The organism is Siccirubricoccus deserti (assembly GCF_014283215.1).
Taxonomy (GTDB): Bacteria; Pseudomonadota; Alphaproteobacteria; order Acetobacterales; family Acetobacteraceae; genus Siccirubricoccus; species Siccirubricoccus deserti.
The window spans coordinates 15,266-32,606 of sequence record NZ_JACOMF010000046.1 but is presented as its reverse complement, the minus strand read 5'-3'; the positions used below and the strand labels follow the sequence as shown (position 1 = coordinate 32,606).

Annotated in this window: 19 protein-coding genes and 1 tRNA gene; 17 read left to right on the top strand and 3 right to left on the bottom strand. The window is 70.5% G+C overall.

What is annotated here, in order from left to right:
- The 13 genes from H7965_RS23365 to H7965_RS23305 form a co-directional block, all read left to right on the top strand.
- Window positions 1-318: hypothetical protein (locus H7965_RS23365; protein WP_222440768.1), on the top strand; the 318-nt coding region annotated here is incomplete at its 5' end.
- Window positions 319-411: 93 nt separating this feature from the next.
- Window positions 412-972 (top strand): calcium-binding protein, encoded by a 561-nt coding sequence (locus H7965_RS23360; protein ID WP_186772992.1) that lies wholly within the window; start codon window positions 412-414, stop codon window positions 970-972.
- Entirely contained in the window at window positions 945-1,553 is a 609-nt protein-coding gene (gene pgsA, locus H7965_RS23355) for a CDP-diacylglycerol--glycerol-3-phosphate 3-phosphatidyltransferase (RefSeq protein ID WP_186772990.1), read from the top strand. Before H7965_RS23360 ends, pgsA begins: the two co-directional genes overlap by 28 nt.
- Window positions 1,554-1,619: 66 nt before the next feature.
- Window positions 1,620-2,318 (top strand): hypothetical protein, encoded by a 699-nt coding sequence (locus H7965_RS23350; RefSeq protein WP_186772989.1) that lies wholly within the window; start codon window positions 1,620-1,622, stop codon window positions 2,316-2,318.
- A gap of 25 nt (window positions 2,319-2,343) precedes the next feature.
- Window positions 2,344-2,595: a molybdopterin converting factor subunit 1 gene (moaD, locus tag H7965_RS23345; protein WP_186772988.1), complete on the top strand. Its 252-nt coding sequence runs from the start codon at window positions 2,344-2,346 to the stop codon at window positions 2,593-2,595.
- A complete protein-coding gene (locus H7965_RS23340) occupies window positions 2,592-3,053 on the top strand; it encodes a molybdenum cofactor biosynthesis protein MoaE (protein WP_186772987.1) in 462 nt (153 codons plus the stop codon). The genes moaD and H7965_RS23340 overlap by 4 nt, the downstream gene beginning before the upstream one ends.
- A complete protein-coding gene (locus tag H7965_RS23335; RefSeq protein WP_186772986.1) occupies window positions 3,050-3,418 on the top strand; it encodes a VOC family protein in 369 nt (122 codons plus the stop codon). Before H7965_RS23340 ends, H7965_RS23335 begins: the two co-directional genes overlap by 4 nt.
- 101 nt (window positions 3,419-3,519) lie before the next feature.
- Complete coding sequence (locus H7965_RS23330; RefSeq protein WP_186772985.1) at window positions 3,520-4,914, top strand: hypothetical protein; 1,395 nt, start codon at window positions 3,520-3,522, stop codon at window positions 4,912-4,914.
- 10 nt (window positions 4,915-4,924) lie between these two features.
- Complete coding sequence (locus H7965_RS23325) at window positions 4,925-5,680, top strand: sulfite exporter TauE/SafE family protein (RefSeq protein WP_186772984.1); 756 nt, start codon at window positions 4,925-4,927, stop codon at window positions 5,678-5,680.
- 34 nt (window positions 5,681-5,714) lie between these two features.
- Window positions 5,715-6,512 carry an enoyl-CoA hydratase/isomerase family protein gene (locus H7965_RS23320; RefSeq protein WP_186772983.1) on the top strand — a complete coding sequence of 266 codons (798 nt, stop codon included), beginning with the start codon at window positions 5,715-5,717 and terminating at the stop codon, window positions 6,510-6,512.
- Window positions 6,513-6,566: 54 nt separating this feature from the next.
- Window positions 6,567-7,793, top strand: a complete 1,227-nt coding sequence (locus H7965_RS23315; protein WP_186772982.1) for an NAD(P)/FAD-dependent oxidoreductase — start codon at window positions 6,567-6,569, stop codon at window positions 7,791-7,793.
- A 25-nt stretch (window positions 7,794-7,818) separates the two neighbouring features.
- Window positions 7,819-8,139 carry a 2Fe-2S iron-sulfur cluster-binding protein gene (locus tag H7965_RS23310; RefSeq protein ID WP_186772981.1) on the top strand — a complete coding sequence of 107 codons (321 nt, stop codon included), beginning with the start codon at window positions 7,819-7,821 and terminating at the stop codon, window positions 8,137-8,139.
- Between the two features lie 35 nt (window positions 8,140-8,174).
- Window positions 8,175-9,425 carry a cytochrome P450 gene (locus H7965_RS23305; RefSeq protein WP_186772980.1) on the top strand — a complete coding sequence of 417 codons (1,251 nt, stop codon included), beginning with the start codon at window positions 8,175-8,177 and terminating at the stop codon, window positions 9,423-9,425.
- A gap of 71 nt (window positions 9,426-9,496) precedes the next feature.
- Here H7965_RS23305 and H7965_RS23300 read toward each other — a convergent pair whose 3' ends face one another.
- Entirely contained in the window at window positions 9,497-11,233 is a 1,737-nt protein-coding gene (locus H7965_RS23300; protein ID WP_186772979.1) for an N-acyl-D-amino-acid deacylase family protein, read from the bottom strand.
- Between the two features lie 104 nt (window positions 11,234-11,337).
- Here H7965_RS23300 and H7965_RS23295 point away from each other — a divergent pair, with 104 nt between their 5' ends.
- Window positions 11,338-12,024 carry an alpha/beta fold hydrolase gene (locus H7965_RS23295; RefSeq protein ID WP_186772978.1) on the top strand — a complete coding sequence of 229 codons (687 nt, stop codon included), beginning with the start codon at window positions 11,338-11,340 and terminating at the stop codon, window positions 12,022-12,024.
- Window positions 12,025-12,132: 108 nt separating this feature from the next.
- Here the strand turns inward: H7965_RS23295 and H7965_RS23290 are convergent, their stop codons facing one another.
- On the bottom strand, window positions 12,133-13,044 hold the full coding sequence (locus H7965_RS23290) for an alpha/beta hydrolase (protein WP_186772977.1): 912 nt from the start codon (window positions 13,042-13,044) through the stop codon (window positions 12,133-12,135).
- Between the two features lie 59 nt (window positions 13,045-13,103).
- Window positions 13,104-14,678 (bottom strand): ABC transporter substrate-binding protein, encoded by a 1,575-nt coding sequence (locus tag H7965_RS23285; protein ID WP_186772976.1) that lies wholly within the window; start codon window positions 14,676-14,678, stop codon window positions 13,104-13,106.
- A 109-nt stretch (window positions 14,679-14,787) separates the two neighbouring features.
- On the opposite strand from H7965_RS23285, the gene H7965_RS23280 reads away from it, so the two are divergent.
- From H7965_RS23280 to H7965_RS23270, 3 genes are all read left to right on the top strand, one after another.
- The gene (locus tag H7965_RS23280) at window positions 14,788-15,780 is read left to right on the top strand and encodes an isopenicillin N synthase family dioxygenase (protein WP_186772975.1); all 993 of its coding nucleotides are present in this window, start codon (window positions 14,788-14,790) and stop codon (window positions 15,778-15,780) included.
- Between the two features lie 92 nt (window positions 15,781-15,872).
- Entirely contained in the window at window positions 15,873-17,057 is a 1,185-nt protein-coding gene (locus H7965_RS23275; RefSeq protein WP_186772974.1) for an acyl-CoA dehydrogenase family protein, read from the top strand.
- A gap of 56 nt (window positions 17,058-17,113) precedes the next feature.
- Window positions 17,114-17,190 (top strand) — tRNA-Met (locus H7965_RS23270).
- The last annotated feature ends 151 nt before the right edge of the window (window positions 17,191-17,341 follow it).

Below are 17,341 nucleotides of genomic sequence, written 5' to 3'. Positions count from 1 at the left end.
AAACGACGCCTCGGCTCGGCTCTGAGCGCTCGCAGCGGTGCCGCGCAGGCGCGCGAAATCATCCTGCGGGTCCTCACCCACAACCTGATGCTCCTCAGGTCGCCCACCACAGGGTTTCAACAATGCAACCATCGAACAAAGCCCAGCCCGATGAGCGGGATCATCCGTGGCACGGACGGCGATGACAGGGTGCTGGCGGGTTCGGCACCGGAGACGCTGGATGGTGGCGCTGGCCGCGACACCGTCTCCTTCACCGCAGCGATCGGCCGGTATGGGCAAAGATCTAAGGGCTCGACCACACCGACCTCGCCTGTGTGAGCTACGACAGCCGGCTCTCCTGCGTTCTGCCACGGACCGGGGCCTTGATCGGCTTCTCCCTACGCCAAGGTACTCGGGGCCAGTTGCGCCTCGATGACGATCAAGGGCGGCGCCGGCAACGATGCGGCCGATGGCAGCGACCTCGCCGATCTGCTGTCCGGCGGGAACGGCGATGATGTGCTCTATGGCGGCGGCACCCAGGGCAATGTCTTCGGCACCGGCTCACCGGGCGGCGTGGAGCCGCTGATCGGTGGCGCTTGCGACGAAACGCTGCATGGCACGGAGGACGCCGCCGGGCTGCTCGGCGGGGCCGGCTATGATGTGCTGTTCGGCGAGGCCGGCGCCGACACTTTCGTCTCCGAGCGCGGCACCGGCCTCGACGTCATCGGCGCTTTCACCTCCGGCGAGGACCGGCTCCGGCTCGTCGGCCTCGGCGTCACCGCCTTGGCCGAGGTCCAGGCGGGTTTCGCCGTCATCGGCACCGATGGCACCATCGCCCCGGCCTGGGGAACCGCATCGTCCCGCGGAATGTCACCGCCCTGGCGCCCGGCGATATCCTCTTCGCCCGACCGTCGCCTGCCCAGGCTTGCCCCGGCGCATCCGCTCCGTCATGACTGCCCCGCGCCATGCCGACAGACCTCCCCAACCTCCTGACGCTGAGCCGGATCGCCGCCATCCCGCTGCTGGTGATGATGGTGGCGTTGCGCACGCCCTGGGGCGATGTCGCCGCCTGCGCGGTGTTCTCCGCCGCCGCCATCACCGATTATTTCGACGGCAAGATCGCCCGTCAGCGCAAGGCGGTCTCCGGCTTCGGCCGCATGCTGGACCCCATCGCCGACAAGTTGCTGGTCGGCGCCGCGCTGATGCTGCTGGCCGGGCACGGCAGGCTCTCCGACTTGGCGCTCTACCCCGCCATCCTGATCATGTTGCGGGAAATCCTGGTCTCCGGCCTGCGGGAATACCTGGCGCAGCTGCGCATCGGCCTGCCGGTCACCCGGCTGGCAAAGTGGAAGACCGGCTTCCAGATGGGTGCGCTGGGCACGCTGCTCGCCGGCGACACCGCCGCCAGCGTGCTCCAGCTTGGCTTCCTGCCGGTCTCGCTGATCGGCGAGACCATGCTCTGGACCGCCGCCGCCCTCACTTTATTGACCGGTCGCGACTATCTTTGGGCCGGGCTGCGGCATGCCGGGGCCGAGGACCAGACGCGGCGGGCGGAACCGGCGATCCGGCCTTGAGGCCGGGCCCCGGCCGACGCATCTTCCCTGCAACGCCCCGTGGTGCCGGGGCCTGAGGAGCTGGTTATGCGACGGAACGGCGGATGGACGGTCCCGATCGGGACGGCACTGGCAATGGCGCTCTCGCTCGGTGCGTGCAGCAGCTTCGACAGCGCGACCGCTTCGATGGCCAATGCGGTCTCCGGCACCGGCGAGCGTTTCGGCGCCCCCTGGGGCGGCATGACCCCGCGCAGCCCGGAGGAGAGCACGACCATCCAGCGGATCCGCGGCACCGCGCCGGCGGTCGCCGCCCTGTCGGTCGAGCCCGGCGATGTCTGGCCGGCCCAGGAAGCCCCGCGCGCCACCCTCGCCAACCCGGATGCGGCGCTGCGCGGCATCCCGACCTACCGGCCAGGCGAGCTGGACCGCATGTCGGGCCCCGCCGGCCGCTCGACCTGGCAGCCGACCGACCCGCCGCCGGTGCGTGGCGCGCCGCCCGACCTCGGCGGCAGCTCCTCGCCACCGCCGCCGCCGTCCAGCCAGTTCGATGTTCCGCCACCGCGTGCCTCGGCGCCACCGCTGGCGCCGGTGACCGGCGTCCCGCCGCGGCGGGACGGCCAGGTGATCCAGACGCCGAGCGGTCCGGTGGTCACCAATGGCGGCACCGACCGGGTGCAAACCTACATCGCCCCAGGTGGCCAGACCGGCACCGCGGTGCGCGACGGCAACACCACCACCCTCATCACCCCCGACGGTGGGGTGCAGGTGGTGCCGACGCCGCGTTGAGCGGCGCTGGCAACGGGAATCGCTCATGCGCGTGCTGTATTTCGCCTGGGTCCGCCAGAAGGTGGGCGTCGCCGAGGAAGCCGTCTCCCCGCCGGATGAGGTGCGGGACATCGGCGGGCTCATGGCCTGGTTGGCGGTGCGCAGCCCCGGTCATGCCGCGGCCTTCGCCAATGCGAAGACCATCCGCGCCGCGGTGAACCAGGATTTCGCCGGACCCGACCACCCGGTGCGCCGCGGCGACGAGATCGCCTTCTTCCCGCCGGTGACCGGCGGATGACGGCGCGTCCCACCATCCGGGTGCAGGAGGCGCCCTTCGACCTCGCCGCCGAGAGCGCGGCGCTGACCGCGGGGCGGGAGGATGTCGGCGGCCTGGCCAGCTTCGTCGGCCTCTGCCGCGCCGACGACGGCCTGGCGGCGCTGGTGCTGGAGCATTATCCGGGCATGACCGAGCGGGCCATCGCCGGCATCGCCGAGCAGGCCTGCGCCCGCTGGCCGCTGACCGGCTGCACCGTGGTCCACCGGGTCGGGCGGCTGCCGCCGGGCGAACCGATCGTGCTGGTGTTGACCGCCTCCTCCCACCGTGCCGCGGCGCTGGAGAGCTGCGCCTTCCTGATCGATTGGCTGAAAACCCGGGCGCCCTTCTGGAAGCGCGAGGAATTCGCCGATGGCCGGGAGCGCTGGGTCGAGGCCAAAGCCGAGGACGACCGTGCCGCCGCCCGCTGGGAGGCTGCGTGACCCTTGGCCCGCTGGCCCGGCTTGAGCTGGCCTGCCGCGACCCGCGGCGGCAGGAGGCCTTCTTCGGTGGCATCCTCGGCCTGCCCCTCTCAGGCACCGGTGCCAGGCCATGCTTCACCCTTGGCGGGGTGGAGCTGGTGCTGCGGCCGCGCGGCGATGCGCTGTTCCCGGCCAACCCGCATGCCGACAGCGGCATCCTGCTCGCCTTCCCGGTATCGGATGACGAGCTGGACCGCTGGCATCGCCGCATGCTGACCGCGCGGGTGCCGGTGCTGGACCCGCCCGGCCCCGCCGGCACCCCGCCCCGCACCCTGCGCATCGCCGACCCGGAGGGCAATGTGGTCGAGCTCTACGCCGCCGGGTGACCGCCGCCGATGCCCGCGGAGGCCGGAAGCGGTCGCGCCGGTCATGGTGCGCTGCCTGGGCCGTCGCCGGCGGCGCCGCGCTGCTACTGTGGCCGGCCTGGTTGAACCACTACCCGCTGGTGTTCAGCGACACCGGCGCCTTCCTGGCCCAGACCATCGAGGGCTGGGCGATTTGGGACAAGCCCTTCGTCTTCGGCCCGGCGCTGCACGCCTTCCACTGGCGTTGGAGCCTGTGGCTGCCGGCGCTGGCGCAAGGGCTGGCGCTGTCCTGGCTGCTCTGGCTGGTGCAACGGGTGCTGGCCCGCGACCGCCCTGGAAGGCAACACCCGGGGCGTGAAGCGCTGGGCCGGCGCAGACCTGGCCACGATCAGGCCCGCACCGGACCGGGCCTAGAAAGTCCCGTGCGGCACCTGCTGCTCTGCGCCGGGTTGGCCACCCTCACCGCCGCGCCCTGGTTCGCCGCGCTGCTGATTCCGGATTGGCTGGCACCGGCGCTGGTGCTGGCGATCTTCCTGCTGGGCTTCGCCGGGTCCGCGCTGACGCGGCCTGAACGCCACGCCCTGCTGGCGCTGGCGACTCTGGCCTGTGCCGCGCATCTCTCGCACCTACCTCTTGCCATGGCGCTGGCGCTGCTGGTGCTGGCGGTGCGGCGGGACTGGCGCCCGGCTTTGGCCTGCGCCCTGCCACTGGTCCTGGCGCTCGGCCTGCTGGTGGCGACCAACACGCTGCTGCATGGCCGCGCCGCCGTCTCGCCCTTCGGTGCGGTCTTCGCCCTGGCCCGGCTGGTCGCCGATGGTCCGGCGGCCCGCACCATCGCAGCGCACTGCCCGGACAGCGGCTGGCATCTCTGCGCCTGGGCCGGGCGGCTGCCGGATGACGCCGATGCCTTCCTCTGGTCCGGCGACGGCCCGGTTTGGGCGCCGCGCCGCGATGGCGCGCATCCGGGCGGCCCGATCAGCCTGGCGCCGGAGGCCGCCGCCATCCTGCGCGAGACGCTGTGGCGGGAGCCCTTGGGCGTGCTGCGCGCCGCCGCCGGCAATGCGCTGCGCCAACTGGCGATGGCGCGGGTGGGCGATGCGCTGGTGCCGGACAACCTCGGCCCTTCGGTCGCACGGCAGTTGGCGCTCGGCTTTCCGGCGGCGGAGGAGGCACGCTTCGCCGCTGGGCTGCAGGCACGCGGGCTCCTGCCAGGCACGGCGGCACCCTTCCTCCGGCCGCATGCCGCGGTGCTGCTGCTGGGCGCGGCGGCGACGCTGCTCGCCGGGTGGCGGGCGGCGCGGCGGGGGGAGCCGCGGCGGCTTGGGCTGGTGCTTTGCGTGCTGGTTGGGGTGATGGCGAATGCCGCGGCGACCGGCGCGCTCTCCGGTCCGCACCACCGCTATCAGGCGCGGATCGCTTGGCTGTTGCCACTGGCCGGGCTGCTGGCCCTGGCGCCGCGGCCGGCGGGCACCCGAATTTCACCCGGCACCGAACCGATACGGCAGGAAGTCGGCTAGAAGCAGCCCCATGCCCATCACCATCGATTTCGCCGATGCCGCCCTGGTCGCCGGCGCCTTCCTCCTCGCCGGCCTGGTCAAGGGCCTCGCCGGCTTCGGCCTGCCTTCGGTGAGCCTCGGCCTGCTGGCACTGAGCCGGTCGCTGCCGGAGGCGATGGCGCTGATGCTGGTACCGACCCTGCTGACCAACCTGTGGCAGGCGTTGGCCGGCCCGGCGCTGTGGCCGGCGCTGCGCCGGCTGTACGGCTTCCTGCTGGCCGCCGGGCTCGGCAGCCTGGCCGGCGCCGGCGTGCTGGCGCGGAGCGATGCGGCGGTGCTGTCCGGGCTGCTCGGCCTGCTGCTGGTGGCCTCGGCCGGGCTGGCGCTGCTCGGACCGCCCTGGCCGGTGCCCTCGGCGGGGCGGGAACGCTGGCTGTCGCCGCTGATGGGCGGCGCCTCCGGATTCGTCGCCGGCATGACCGGCAGCTTCCTCATGCCGGCGGCGCCCTGGCTGGCGGCGCTGCATCTGCCGCCGCAGCAGTTCATCCAGGGTTTCGGCCTCGGCGTGCTGGTGGTGACCGGCGCGCTGGCGGCGGGGCTGGCCGGGCATGGGCTGCTGCCTACGGACCTTGGCCTGGCCTCCCTGGCCGGGGTGGTGCCGGCCTTCCTCGGCATGGCGCTGGGGCAGCGGCTGCGGCACGGCATGCCGGAGGCGCGGTTCCGCCGGCTGGTGCAGGCGGCGCTCGGGCTGCTCGGGCTTTGGCTGGTGGTGCGCGCCTTCGGTTGAAGGCAAGCTGCCCGCCTACGCCAGGGAGGACAGCATGGCCGTCGTCGAAACCGAAACCCATGGGCAGACGCTGGTCGTCCGGCTCAACCGTCCGGAGCGGATGAACGCCCTCAACGCGGAACTGCGGACCGAGCTGGCCGCCATCTGGACCAGCTTCCGCCACGACCCGGTGCTGGAGGTGGCCATCCTCACCGGCACCGGCCGCGGCTTCTGCGCCGGCGAGGACATGAAGGAATCCCTGGCCGACGGCGCCCCAGGCGGGCGCCGTCCGGCGCAGGAGGACCCCTTCATGAACGGCACGCTGGAAAAGCCGGTGATCGCCGCGGTGAACGGCTTCGCCATGGGCGGCGGCTTCATGCTGGTGGAGCGCACCGATTTGCGCGTCGCGGTGCACGGCGCGGTGTTCGAGGTTTCCGAGGCCAAGCGCTGGCTGCTCGGCGGCTGGAACCACGGGGCGCTGGCCAACCTGCCCTTCCCCATCGCCATGGAGATGGCGCTCGGCTTCCGCTTCACCGCGGAACGCTTCCACGCGCTCGGCTTCCTCAACCGCGTGGTGGCACCGGAGGCACTGCTGCCGACGGCGCTGGAGATGGCGGCGCATCTGCTGACCCTGCCGCCCGCCTCCCGCGTCAACACCGTGCATATGATGCGGCGGATGCGGCCGCGGATGGCACCGGAATACGAACGGCTCGCGGCGAAGCTGCACACCCATGGCGCCACCAGCGACCGGATGGAATCCCGCGCCGCCTTCGCCGAGAAGCGCGCGCCGCGGTACAAGGGCTGGGACGACCCGGAGGACCGCTACCGCCTGCCGGACCTCGACCTTCCTTGACGCCCGGCGTTCCGCCATGCGTGATTCCGCCATGATCAGAGAAAGTCGCCACGCGTGAGCGAAGCAGGCATCGTCATCGCCGGGGGCGGCCATGCCGGTGGGTCAGCGGCGGCCTTCCTGCGGCAGTACGGCTGGAAGGGCCCGATCACCCTGGTCGGGGCGGAGCCGATCCTGCCCTACCAACGGCCGCCGCTCTCCAAGGCCTGGCTGAAGGGCGAGGCGACCGCCGAAAGCCTGGCGCTGCGCCCGGCGCGCTTCTACACCCAGCAGAACATCACCGCCCGGCTGGGGGAGCGCGTCACCGGCATCGATCGCGCCGCCCAACGGGTGATTCTGTCGGGCGGCGGGACGCTCGGCTACCACCGGCTGATCCTGGCGCTCGGCGCCCGGCCGCGGCCGCTGCCGGTGCCCGGCGCCGATCTGCCCGACGTGCTGGTGCTGCGCAGTGCCGCCGATGCCGATGCGCTGCAGGCGGCGCTTAAACCCGGACGGCGGCTGGCGGTGATCGGCGGCGGCTACATCGGGCTGGAGGTCGCCGCCTCCGCCCGTGCCCTCGGCGCCGAGGTGACGGTGATCGAGCGGGAGCCGCGGGTGCTGGCGCGGGTCGCCGGGCAGAACATTTCGGCCTTCCTGCAGGACCACCATCGCGCCCAGGGCGTCGGGATCCTGCTGGGCGCGGCGGTGGAGGCGATCCTCGGCGATGCCGCCGGCGTCAGCGGCGTGCAGCTGCGCGACGGCACGGTGGTGCCTTGCGACGCGGCACTGATCGGCATTGGCGCAGTGCCGGAGGAAGGGCTGGCGCGGGACGCCGGCCTCGCCTGCGGCAATGGCATCACCGTCGACCTCGCCGCCAGGACCGAGGATCCCGCCATCTACGCCATCGGCGACTGCGCCTTCCGGCCGCTGCCGCTCTACGGCCGCAGCATGCGGCTGGAGAGCGTGCCGAACGCCATCGAGCAGGCGAAGCAGGCGGCGGCCGACATCTGCGGCCGTGCCCCGCCGATCCCCGAGGTGCCGTGGTTCTGGTCCGACCAATTCGCGCTGCGGCTGCAGATGGCCGGCCTCGCCTTCAGCCCGGCCCAGGCGGTGGTGCGCCCGGCCGCCGAAGGCGAGGGCTTCGCCGTGTTCCACCTCGCCGCCGACGACAGCGTGCTGGCGGTGGAGGCGGTGAATGCGCCGGCCGAGTTCATGGCCGGCCGCCTGCTTGTCGCCAAGCAGCAGCGGGTGCCCGCGGCGCTGCTGCGGGATGCCGCGCAGCCGCTGCGCGAGCTCACCGGCTGACAGCGCCCATCAAGATGGAAACGCCATGCCCAGCATCACTTACATCGAGCACAGCGGCACCGAACACCGGATCGAGGTTCCGACCGGCCGTTCGGTGATGCAAGGTGCGGTTGACAATAACCTGCCCGGCATCGACGCCGATTGCGGCGGTGAATGCGCCTGTGCCACCTGCCATGTCTACGTCGACCCGGCCTGGCTGGCAAAGACCGGCACGCCCGGGGAGCAGGAGGCCAGCATGCTCAACTTCGCCGCGACGGCGGAGCCGAATTCCAGGCTGTCCTGCCAGATCGAGGTTTCGGAGGCGCTGGATGGCCTGACCGTCAGGCTGCCCGAAGCCCAGCACTAATCGCCTTCCCCGAAGCGACCGATGGGATCGCCGCCATGAACGCGCCCGTGCAGCTCGACCACGCCGAAATCGCCGCCACCACACCGCTCGACAAGCTCGATGTCAGCGACCCGGCACTGTTCCGCGACGACGTCTGGTACCCCTATTTCCGTCGGCTGCGGCGGGATGCGCCGGTGCATTACTGCGCCGAGAGCATGTTCGGCCCCTATTGGTCGATCACCACCTACAAGGACATCGTGCAGGCGGAGCTGGCGCATAAGGTCTTCTCCTCGGACAGCAGCCTCGGCGGCATCACCATCCGCGACCGGCAGAAGGACCTGCGGCTGCCGATGTTCATCGCCATGGACCCACCGCGCCACGACGAGCAGCGCAAGGCGGTGCAGCCCATCGTCGCGCCGGGCAATCTGGCGAAGCTGGAACACATCATCCGCGCCCGCGTCTGCGAGATCCTCGACGAGCTGCCGCGCAACGAGACCTTCAACTGGGTCGACAAGGTCTCCATCGAGCTGACCGTCTCCATGCTGGCGACGCTGTTCGACCTGCCGCAGGAGGACCGCCGCAAGCTGTCCTACTGGTCGGATTGCGCCACGGCGCTGCCGATGCCGGGCGGCATCATCGAGAACGAGGCGCAGCGGGAGGCCGCCTTCGCCGAGATGCTGGCCTATTTCACCACGCTGTGGAACGCGCGGGTGAACGCCGAGCCGCGGCCCGACCTGGTCTCGATGCTGGCGCATGCCCCGGCGACGCGCGACATGTCACCGCGCGAGTTCATGGGAAACCTCGTGCTGCTGATCGTCGGCGGCAATGACACGACGCGGAATTCGATCAGCGGCGGTATGCTGTTCCTCAACCAATTTCCCGAGGAATACGCCAAGCTGCGCGCCAACCCGGCGCTGATCGAGACCATGGTGCCGGAGATCATCCGCTATCAGACACCGCTGTCGCACATGCGCCGCACCGCCACCGCCGATGTCGAATTCGCCGGGCAGAAGATCCGCGCGGGCGACAAGGTGGTGATGTGGTACATCTCCGGCAACCGCGACGATACGGCGATCGAGGAGCCCGACCGCTTCATCATCGACCGCCCACGGCCACGCCAGCACCTGTCCTTCGGCTTCGGCATCCACCGCTGCGTCGGCAACCGGCTGGCCGAGATGCAGCTGAAGATCCTGTGGGAGGAGATCCTGAAGCGCTTCGACCGCATCGAGGTGGTGGGGCCGGAGCAGCGGGTCTACTCCACCTTCGTCCATGGGATCACGGAATTGCCGGTTCGGATTCCAGGGTAGGGTCGGGTCGGCGGCGCCCAAACCTAGACCGGGGTCTGGGCCCCAGCGGGGGATTGGGGGCTGCCCCCGATCTACTCCGCCGCTGCCGCCATCCGCGCCGCCTGCTGCGGCCCGCGCACCAGCCGCCCCGGCAGCGCCCCGGTCGGCACGCCTTCCCGCGATACCACGGCGCCGTTGACGATGGTCGCTACATAGCCATCGGCCTTCTGCACCAGCCGCTTGCCGCCGGCCGGCAAATCGTAGTGCATCTCCGGCACGCGGATCTGCAGCCGTTCATAGTCGATGACGTTGATGTCCGCCTTGTGCCCGGCCGCGACCAGGCCGCGGTCGGCCAGGCCCAGCGCCAGCGCATTGTCCCGCGTCAGCCGCTTCACCGCGAATTCCAGCGGCAGCCGCGGCCCGCGCATCCGGTCGCGCGTCCAATAGGCGAGCATATGCGTGGTCGAGGAGGCATCGCAGATGATGCCGACATGCGCGCCGCCGTCGCCGAGGCCCATCAGGGTCTGCGGATGCTCGACCATGCTGCGCACCGCTTCCAGGTCACCATCGGCGTAATTGATGATCGGGCGGTTGAGGATGGCGCGGCCGTCCTGCTCCATCATCCATTCCCAGGCCAGCGCCGCCGGGTCCATGCCGCGGGCGCGGGCGATGGCGCCGACACTGGTCTCCGGTCGCGGCTCGTAATCCGGCGGGCTGCCCAGCTTGAAGATCATGTCCCAGGTGTTGAGCCGGGCCCGCAGCATCGGATCCGCCGCTTCCTCGGACAGCAGCCGCGCCTTCAGCGCCGGGTCGTGCAGTGCCCGCATCTTCTCGGCGAAGGGCAGCGCCGCCAGCGGCGTCCAGGACGGACGGCCGATGAAGGGGTGCTGTGACAGCTCGAAGCCCAGCATCAGCCCGACCGGCCGCGCCATCACCTGGCCGGTCATCCTCACCCCGGCGCGGTTGGCGGCCTCGATCTTCTCCAGCAGCAGGCGCCACAGCCAGGGCCGGCTCTCCCGCTGCAGCAGCGAGAAGGTCATCGGCCGACCGGAGGCGGCGCAGATCCGCTGGAGCCGGGCGAACTCATCCTCCGGGTCATCGAAGTCGGAGATCACCTGCATCCAGGAGGCGCCGGCGCCGCCGACTGCGCGGCCGATCGTCTCCAACTCCGCCTCTGGCGTGCCCAAGGTCGGGATGTGGCGGCCGTCCAGCGTCTTGTGGGCAATGGCGCGGGAGGTGGAGAAGCCGAGCGCGCCGGCGCGGATGCCCTCGGCGGCGAGGCGGGCCATCTCCTGGATCTCGTCCGGCGTGGCCACCGCATGGGCCTCGGCCCGCTCGCCCATCACATGCACGCGCAGCGGCGCGTGGGTGACTTGGGTGGCGATGTCCATGTCGTAGTGGCGCGCGCCGAGGGTATCGAGGAACTCGCCGAAGGTTTCCCAGCTCCAGGGTAGGCCCTCGGCCAGCACCACTTCGGGCAGATCCTCGACGCCTTCCATCAGCTTGATCAGCGCGTCGCGGCGTTCCGGCCGGCACGGCGCGAAGCCGACGCCGCAATTGCCGATCAGCGCGGTGGTCACGCCATTGTAGGAGGAGCTGTCGATGCGGCTGCTCCAGGTCGCCTGCGCGTCGTAATGAGTATGGATGTCGACAAAGCCCGGGGTGACGATCAATCCCTTGGCATTGATCTCCTCCGCGCCGCGCGCCGTCACCTTGCCGACCTGCTGGATGCGTCCGCCAGCGATCGCGACATCAGCCTCGAAGGGGGTGCCGCCGCTGCCATCGACGATGGTGCCGCCGCGGATGACCAGGTCAGGCTGGTTCGACATGGCGCGTCTCCTCTTTGGTTGGCAACAGCATTCCGGCCGTCGGTCCGGCCTGTCAACCATCGGATTTTCCAGGCAGGATGCGACGAAAATAAGGAGGAAACCGCATGGCGAATATCCTGCTGATCCACGGCGCCTACCAGGGCGGCTGGATCTGGGATCCCGTGGCTGAGATCCTGCGGGCTGCCGGCCACCGGGTGGAGGCACCGAGCCTCGAAGGCTGCGGCGAGCGGGCCGGCGCGCTGCGCCCCGGCATCACCACCGAAAGCCAGGCCGAGGAGCTGGCGGCTTACCTTGGCCGCCAGGATCTGCGGGGTGTCACCATGGTCGGAACCTCGACCGGCGGCATGGTGATGTGCCGGCTGGCGGAGCTGGTGCCGAACCGGATAGGTCGGTTGGTCTTCGCCGACGCGCTGGCATTGCAGGATGGCGAGGCGCTGCCCGACATCGTCAAGCGGCCGACTGCGGTGAACACCGCGCTGACCAGTGGCCCCAGCCGACATGATGCAGAGACCCGGCTCTTCGCCGAATTGGACCCGGCGACCCGGGCCTGGGCGCTGGAGCGGATCACCCAGCACCCGATCTCGCCGATGGTGGACAAGGTGGTGCTGCCGCGCTTCTGGTCGATGCCTTGGCAGGCCAGTGTCATCTGGTGCCGCCGCAGCGCCAACCCGCCGGTGGCGCACCAGCGGCGGGCGCAGCAGGCGCTCGGTGCGAGCTGGCATGAGCTGGACACCGGGCATTACCCGATGCTGAGCGAGCCGAAGGCCCTGGCGGCGATCATCGCCGGCTGAACGCGGCAGCCATGCCCCGGCTCTTTGCCGACCGGCCAGCCCATGACGTGCCGCAGGTGGTGCTGGCCCCAGCGCGCATCGCGGTGGATGGCGCCGGGCTGGCCGCCTCTATCCTCGGTAGGTGAATGGCGCCCCGTCCTGCATCGCCGCCTTCACGAAGGCGCCGCCCTGCTCGATGGCCTTGCGCCCGGCGGTCAGCACCGGGTGGAACAGGTGCCAGACATGCGGCATCTCCGGCCAGACATCGAGCCGCGTGGGCACCCCGGCAGCGGCGGCCCGGCCCGCCAGGCGGACAGCGTCGTCCAGCAGCGTCTCGATCGCGCCGACCTGGATCAGCAGCGGCGCAATCCCCTTGAGATCGGCGTAGAGCGGCGCGGCCAGCGGGCTGCGCGGGTCGGCGCCGGCCAGGTAGAGGCGCGCCAGTTCGAGGATCGGGTCACGCTGCACGGAAGGGTCGCTGGCCGCATTGCCGGTCATGGAGGGCCCCAGCGCCTCCAGATCGATCCAGGGCGAGATGCTCCAGCCGCAGGCAGGTTGCGGCAGCCCAGCCTCGCGGAAGGCCACCAGCGCCGCCACGACCAGCCCACCGCCAGCGCTGTCGCCCGCCAGCGCGATCCGGCCCGGCGCGATGCCCTGCGCCAGCAGCGCGCGATAGGCCGCGACCGTATCCTCCACCGGCGCCGGAAAAGGATGTTCCGGCGCAAGGCGGTAGTGCAGCGCATAGCCGGGCACGCCGGCAGCGCGGCCGATCTCCGTCACCACATGGCGATGGCTGTCCAGCGAGCCGAAGACGTAACCGCCACCATGCACGTAGAGGATGGCGCCAGCGGCATCATCGCCCGGTGTGCGGCTTCTCTCCGCCATCACGCCCCCGAGTTCCAGCGTCTCGACCGTGACATCAGCGGCGGGCGGAAAGGTGGTGGCGAAGGCGTCGAAGGCCCTGCGGCGCTCGCCGATGTCGGTGATCACCGGACGGGCACGCAGGGCATCCACCAGCTTCTGCAATTCCGGATAGCTCATGCGGAGGTTCCCTCATAAGGTTGTTGGCACCGCCGGTGGGCGGTGCGACGATCGCGGGCTCAGCGGGCCACGCGGCGTGCGTTCCAGAACACCGGCATGCCCAGCGGCAGCACATCGGCAACATCGGCCCGATGCGCCGCCGGCACCGAGAATTGTCCGTTGAAGAGCATGAGCGCGCTCTCATGCACATGGCGCTGCATCTCGGCGGCCAGTGCCTTGCGCTTCTCCGCATCCGGCTCCCGGCCGAATTGCTCGATCAGCGGCGTCATGGCGGGGTCGCAGTACCAGCCGGGATAGTTGTTGCCGCAATTATACGCCACGGCGTAATGCGCCAGCGGATTGAGGATGTCGAAGCCGGTGAAGACCACCGGCATCAGGCTCCAGCCGCCGCGCCCCGGTGGCTCGCGCGACAGGCGGCGCTGCGCCTGGCTGCTGTAGTCGCTGGCCAGCACGTCGACGTTGAAGCCGGTGCGGCGCAGGCGGTCGATGATGACCAGCGCCATCGGGTTCAGGGTCACGCTGTCCGTACTGTGCAGCAGCACCACCGGCTCATTGGCATAGCCCGAAGCGCGCAGTGCTTCCCGCGCGCGCTCGATGCTCGGGTCGCGCAGCCGCTCCGTCCCGGCCTCGGAGGCGTAGGGGCCGCCGCACATGAAGATGGACTGGCACCAGGGCAGCGACATGCCGGAGGGCAGGCCGAGCCCGGCGATGATCTCGCCCTGGTCCATCGCCAGTTGCAGCGCGCGGCGCACCTCGACCTTGTTGAAGGGCGGGTGGATGTGGTTGATCGCCATCGCGCCCATCATCTGCGCGATCGGCCGCGGGTTGATCAGCCGGACATTGCGGTCCCGCTGCAGCCGGGTGATGAAGTCGGTGGGCACGAATTCCAGGTAATCCACCTCGCCAGCCTGCAGGGCTGCGACGCGGGTCGAGAAATCCGGCAGGCTGACGAAGTCGATGCGCTCGAAATGCGCCACCTTGCCGCCGGCGAAGCCGTCCGCCGGCTCCTCCCGTGGCTTGTAGCGCGGGTTGCGGCGGAAGATGGCGCGGTCGCCCTGACGCCATTCGGCCCGGTCGAAGGTGTAGGGGCCGCTGCCGACGGTCTCGGTCACCGGGCGGGTATGCTCGATCGCCGCCATCCGCACCGGCATCATGAAGGGGATCTGCGCGGCGGGCTTGCCGATCGCCTCGATCACTTGGCTGAAGGGCTCGCGCAGTTCCAGCACGAAGGTCCTGGCATCGACGACGCGGAGGCCCTTGGCCGCAGCCATCAGCCGGCTGCCGAGGCCGTCGCGGCGGCCCCAGCGCTGCAACGAGGCGACGCAATCCTCCGCGGTCACCGGCGCGCCATCATGCCATGCAAGGCCGGGGCGCAGACGGAATGTCCAGGTGAGCCGATCCTCGCTCGCCTCCCACCCCTCCAGCATCTGCGGCTTGTAGCGGCCCTCGCTGTCCATGCTGATCAGCGTGTCGAAGACCAGGTAGCCATAGGCCCGCGTCACGTTGGAGGTGGTGATGATCGGGTCGAGCACCTGCAGCTCGAGGTTCAGCACCGCGCGGAGGGTGTTCGGCTGGGCCAGCGCTGGCGACGCGGCGAGCAGCAAAGTGAGAACGACGGCAAGGATGCGGCGCATCGCGATCTCCCTGGGGATGCCGGAGCCTATGTCATGCGTGGCGAAAGGCAACCATCTGGCTTCGATGCCGGCAACATGCTCTGCTGTCACCAACAGCACGGAGATCGGCATGAGCGAGCCCGGCCCGGACGGGCGCATCCCCGTCCTCGACATCGCACCTACCCTGGCCGGCGTGCCCGGCGCGCGGGAGGCGCTGGCGGAGCAGGTGGCCCGCACCTGCGAGGACACCGGCTTCCTGGTGCTCGCCGGCCATGGCATCGACCCTGGCCTGCCCGCCGCCTGCTTCGCCGCCGCGGCGGAGTTCTTCGCCCTGCCGGATGAGGTGAAGCTGGCGCTGAAGGTGGGCGAGCTGAACATCGGCTTCCTGCCGACCGGCGCGCAGGTGATCCGCACCTCCCGCATTGCGGAGAACCGCAAGCCGAACCTGAACGAGAGCTTCTACATCGTCCGCGACCGCGCGCCGGACGACCCCGATATTCTTGCCGGCAAGCCCTTCGTCGGGCTGAACCGCTGGCCGCCCGGCATCCCCGGCTTCCGTGCCGCCACCATGACCTATTTCACCGCCATGGAGGCGTTGGCACAGAAGCTGTTGCCGGTGGTCACCACCGCGCTCGGCATGCCGCCAGACTACCTGGCCGGCGATTTCACCGACCCGACCTGCACCCTGCGCCTCATCCGCTACCAGCCGCAGCCGGAAGAGGAGGCCGACCGCTTCGGCTTCGCTCCGCACATCGACACCAACCTGATCACCTTCCTGGCGCAATCGGCGCTGCCGGGGCTGGAGGTGCGGACGCGGGAGGGCGAATGGCTGCGCCCGCCAGCTATCCCCGGCACCTTCGTGGTGAACACCGCGGAGATGCTGGGGCGCTATTCCAACGACCGCTTCGCGCCGACGCCACATCGTGTGGTCAACGCCAACAACGCCATGCGCTACGCCATTCCCTTCTTCTTCGGCCCGAACAACGACGCCGTCATCCGCCCGGTGCCGAGCTGCGTCAGCGAGGCGAACCCGGCGCGCTACGAACCGCTGCTGTACGAGGACCATCGGCGCAAGCTGAACGTCACCAATTTCGCCCATCGCCAGACGCAGCCGGCCCATTAACGGTCTGCCTCCGGCACCGTCTCGCCGCGGGGGACTTCGCGCGCCCGCGGCGCGGGGCTAATCTGCCCTGGACGAGGTGAGGACAGCGACCCATGGATGGTTTCGATTTCGGCGCAATTCCGGCCCTGGCCGAGGAGCACCGCATGGTGCGCGACCTGGTCACGAAATTCGTCGAACGCGACCTGATGCCGTTGGAAGCGGCGGTGCTGAAGCGCGAATCCGAAGGCCAGCGCTACGCCCTGACGGCAGAGGAAGAGGCGCCGCTGCTGGCGAAGTGCAAGGAGCTGGGCCTGGTCGGCCTCGACGTACCGGAGGAGTTCGGCGGCGCCGACCTGCCGCTGCCGGCGCTGATGGCGATCGAGGAGGAGATGGGCCGCACCGTGACGCCCTTCATCTTCCCGCCCGACAGCCCGAACCTGCACATGCTGCTGGCCGTGGCCAACCCGGAGCAGCGCGCGAAGTACCTCGACCCCTATGCCCGCGGCGAGATGCGATCCTCCATCGCCATCTCCGAGCCCGGCGCCGGCGGTGACCCGGCGGGGATGACCACCCGCGCCGTGAAGGACGGCGACCACTGGGTGATCAACGGCCGCAAGATCTGGGTCAGCGGCGTGCCGCGGGCGGATTTCATCATCCTCATGGCCCGCACCGGCGAGGGCAAGCGGCAGGAAGGCGTCACCGCCTTCATCGTCGAGCGCGGCACCCCGGGCTTCATCATCGAGCGCGAGATCCCGATGATCGGCGGCCGCCGCACCTATGAGTTGGTGTTCGAGGATTGCCGCGTGCATGAGCGGCAGATTCTCGGCACCCTCGGCGCCGGCTACGCGCCGATGCAGCTCCGTCTCAATGTCCGCCGCCTGCAAATGGGCGCACGCTGCACCGGCATGGCGCGCCGGGCGCTGGACATGATGTGCGAGCAGGCCAAGCAGCGCGTCACCTTCGGGGTGAAGCTGGCCGACCGCCAGGCGATCCAATGGTGGATCGCCGATGCGGCCACCCGCATCCATATCTCCCGGCTGATGGTGCGCGACGCCGCGGCCAAGCTCAGCGCCGGCCAGGATGTGCGGAACGAGGCCTCGATGCTGAAGGTCTTCGCCACCGAAATGGCCCAGGACGTGCTGGACCACGCCATGCAGGTGTTTGGCGCCATGGGCATGACCAAGGAGCTGCCGCTGCAGCTGATGGCCAGCCAGGTGCGGGTGCAGCGCATCTATGAGGGGCCGAGCGAGGTCCACCGCATGGCGATCGCCCGCCGGGTGCTGAAGGGCAGCGGCTGATCAGGCCGGAAGCAAGGGTTGCGTCGGCGGGCAAAACCCGCCATATCGCCGGCCGCGCCTGGGTAGCTCAGCTGGTTAGAGCACGGCACTCATAATGCCGGGGTCGCCGGTTCAAGTCCGGCCCCAGGTACCACCCGCCCTTGCGCCCGCCACGCTAGACTCCGGAGGCATCTGCCGCGGGTGGCAGGTTCCGCCACCGGCATCGGAACTGTTCCGGCATAGCCGCCATTCCGACGCGCAATGAAAAAATTTCGATGTCGGGCCGATCGGCAGCGGCGCTGCTC

What these genes read in the sequence shown, in the direction of transcription:
- moaD (WP_186772988.1), top strand. Translation starts at nt 2,344, where the DNA reads ATGCGCGTGCTGTATTTCGCCTGGGTCCGCCAGAAGGTGGGCGTCGCC.
- H7965_RS23275 (WP_186772974.1), top strand. Translation starts at nt 15,873, where the DNA reads ATGGATGGTTTCGATTTCGGCGCAATTCCGGCCCTGGCCGAGGAGCAC.
- H7965_RS23280 (WP_186772975.1), top strand. Translation starts at nt 14,788, where the DNA reads ATGAGCGAGCCCGGCCCGGACGGGCGCATCCCCGTCCTCGACATCGCA.
- H7965_RS23340 (WP_186772987.1), top strand. Translation starts at nt 2,592, where the DNA reads ATGACGGCGCGTCCCACCATCCGGGTGCAGGAGGCGCCCTTCGACCTC.
- H7965_RS23290 (WP_186772977.1), bottom strand. Translation starts at nt 13,044, where the DNA reads ATGAGCTATCCGGAATTGCAGAAGCTGGTGGATGCCCTGCGTGCCCGT.
- H7965_RS23360 (WP_186772992.1), top strand. Translation starts at nt 412, where the DNA reads ATGACGATCAAGGGCGGCGCCGGCAACGATGCGGCCGATGGCAGCGAC.
- H7965_RS23295 (WP_186772978.1), top strand. Translation starts at nt 11,338, where the DNA reads ATGGCGAATATCCTGCTGATCCACGGCGCCTACCAGGGCGGCTGGATC.
- H7965_RS23305 (WP_186772980.1), top strand. Translation starts at nt 8,175, where the DNA reads ATGAACGCGCCCGTGCAGCTCGACCACGCCGAAATCGCCGCCACCACA.
- H7965_RS23320 (WP_186772983.1), top strand. Translation starts at nt 5,715, where the DNA reads ATGGCCGTCGTCGAAACCGAAACCCATGGGCAGACGCTGGTCGTCCGG.
- H7965_RS23300 (WP_186772979.1), bottom strand. Translation starts at nt 11,233, where the DNA reads ATGTCGAACCAGCCTGACCTGGTCATCCGCGGCGGCACCATCGTCGAT.
- H7965_RS23325 (WP_186772984.1), top strand. Translation starts at nt 4,925, where the DNA reads ATGCCCATCACCATCGATTTCGCCGATGCCGCCCTGGTCGCCGGCGCC.
- pgsA (WP_186772990.1), top strand. Translation starts at nt 945, where the DNA reads ATGCCGACAGACCTCCCCAACCTCCTGACGCTGAGCCGGATCGCCGCC.
- H7965_RS23310 (WP_186772981.1), top strand. Translation starts at nt 7,819, where the DNA reads ATGCCCAGCATCACTTACATCGAGCACAGCGGCACCGAACACCGGATC.
- H7965_RS23285 (WP_186772976.1), bottom strand. Translation starts at nt 14,678, where the DNA reads ATGCGCCGCATCCTTGCCGTCGTTCTCACTTTGCTGCTCGCCGCGTCG.
- H7965_RS23350 (WP_186772989.1), top strand. Translation starts at nt 1,620, where the DNA reads ATGCGACGGAACGGCGGATGGACGGTCCCGATCGGGACGGCACTGGCA.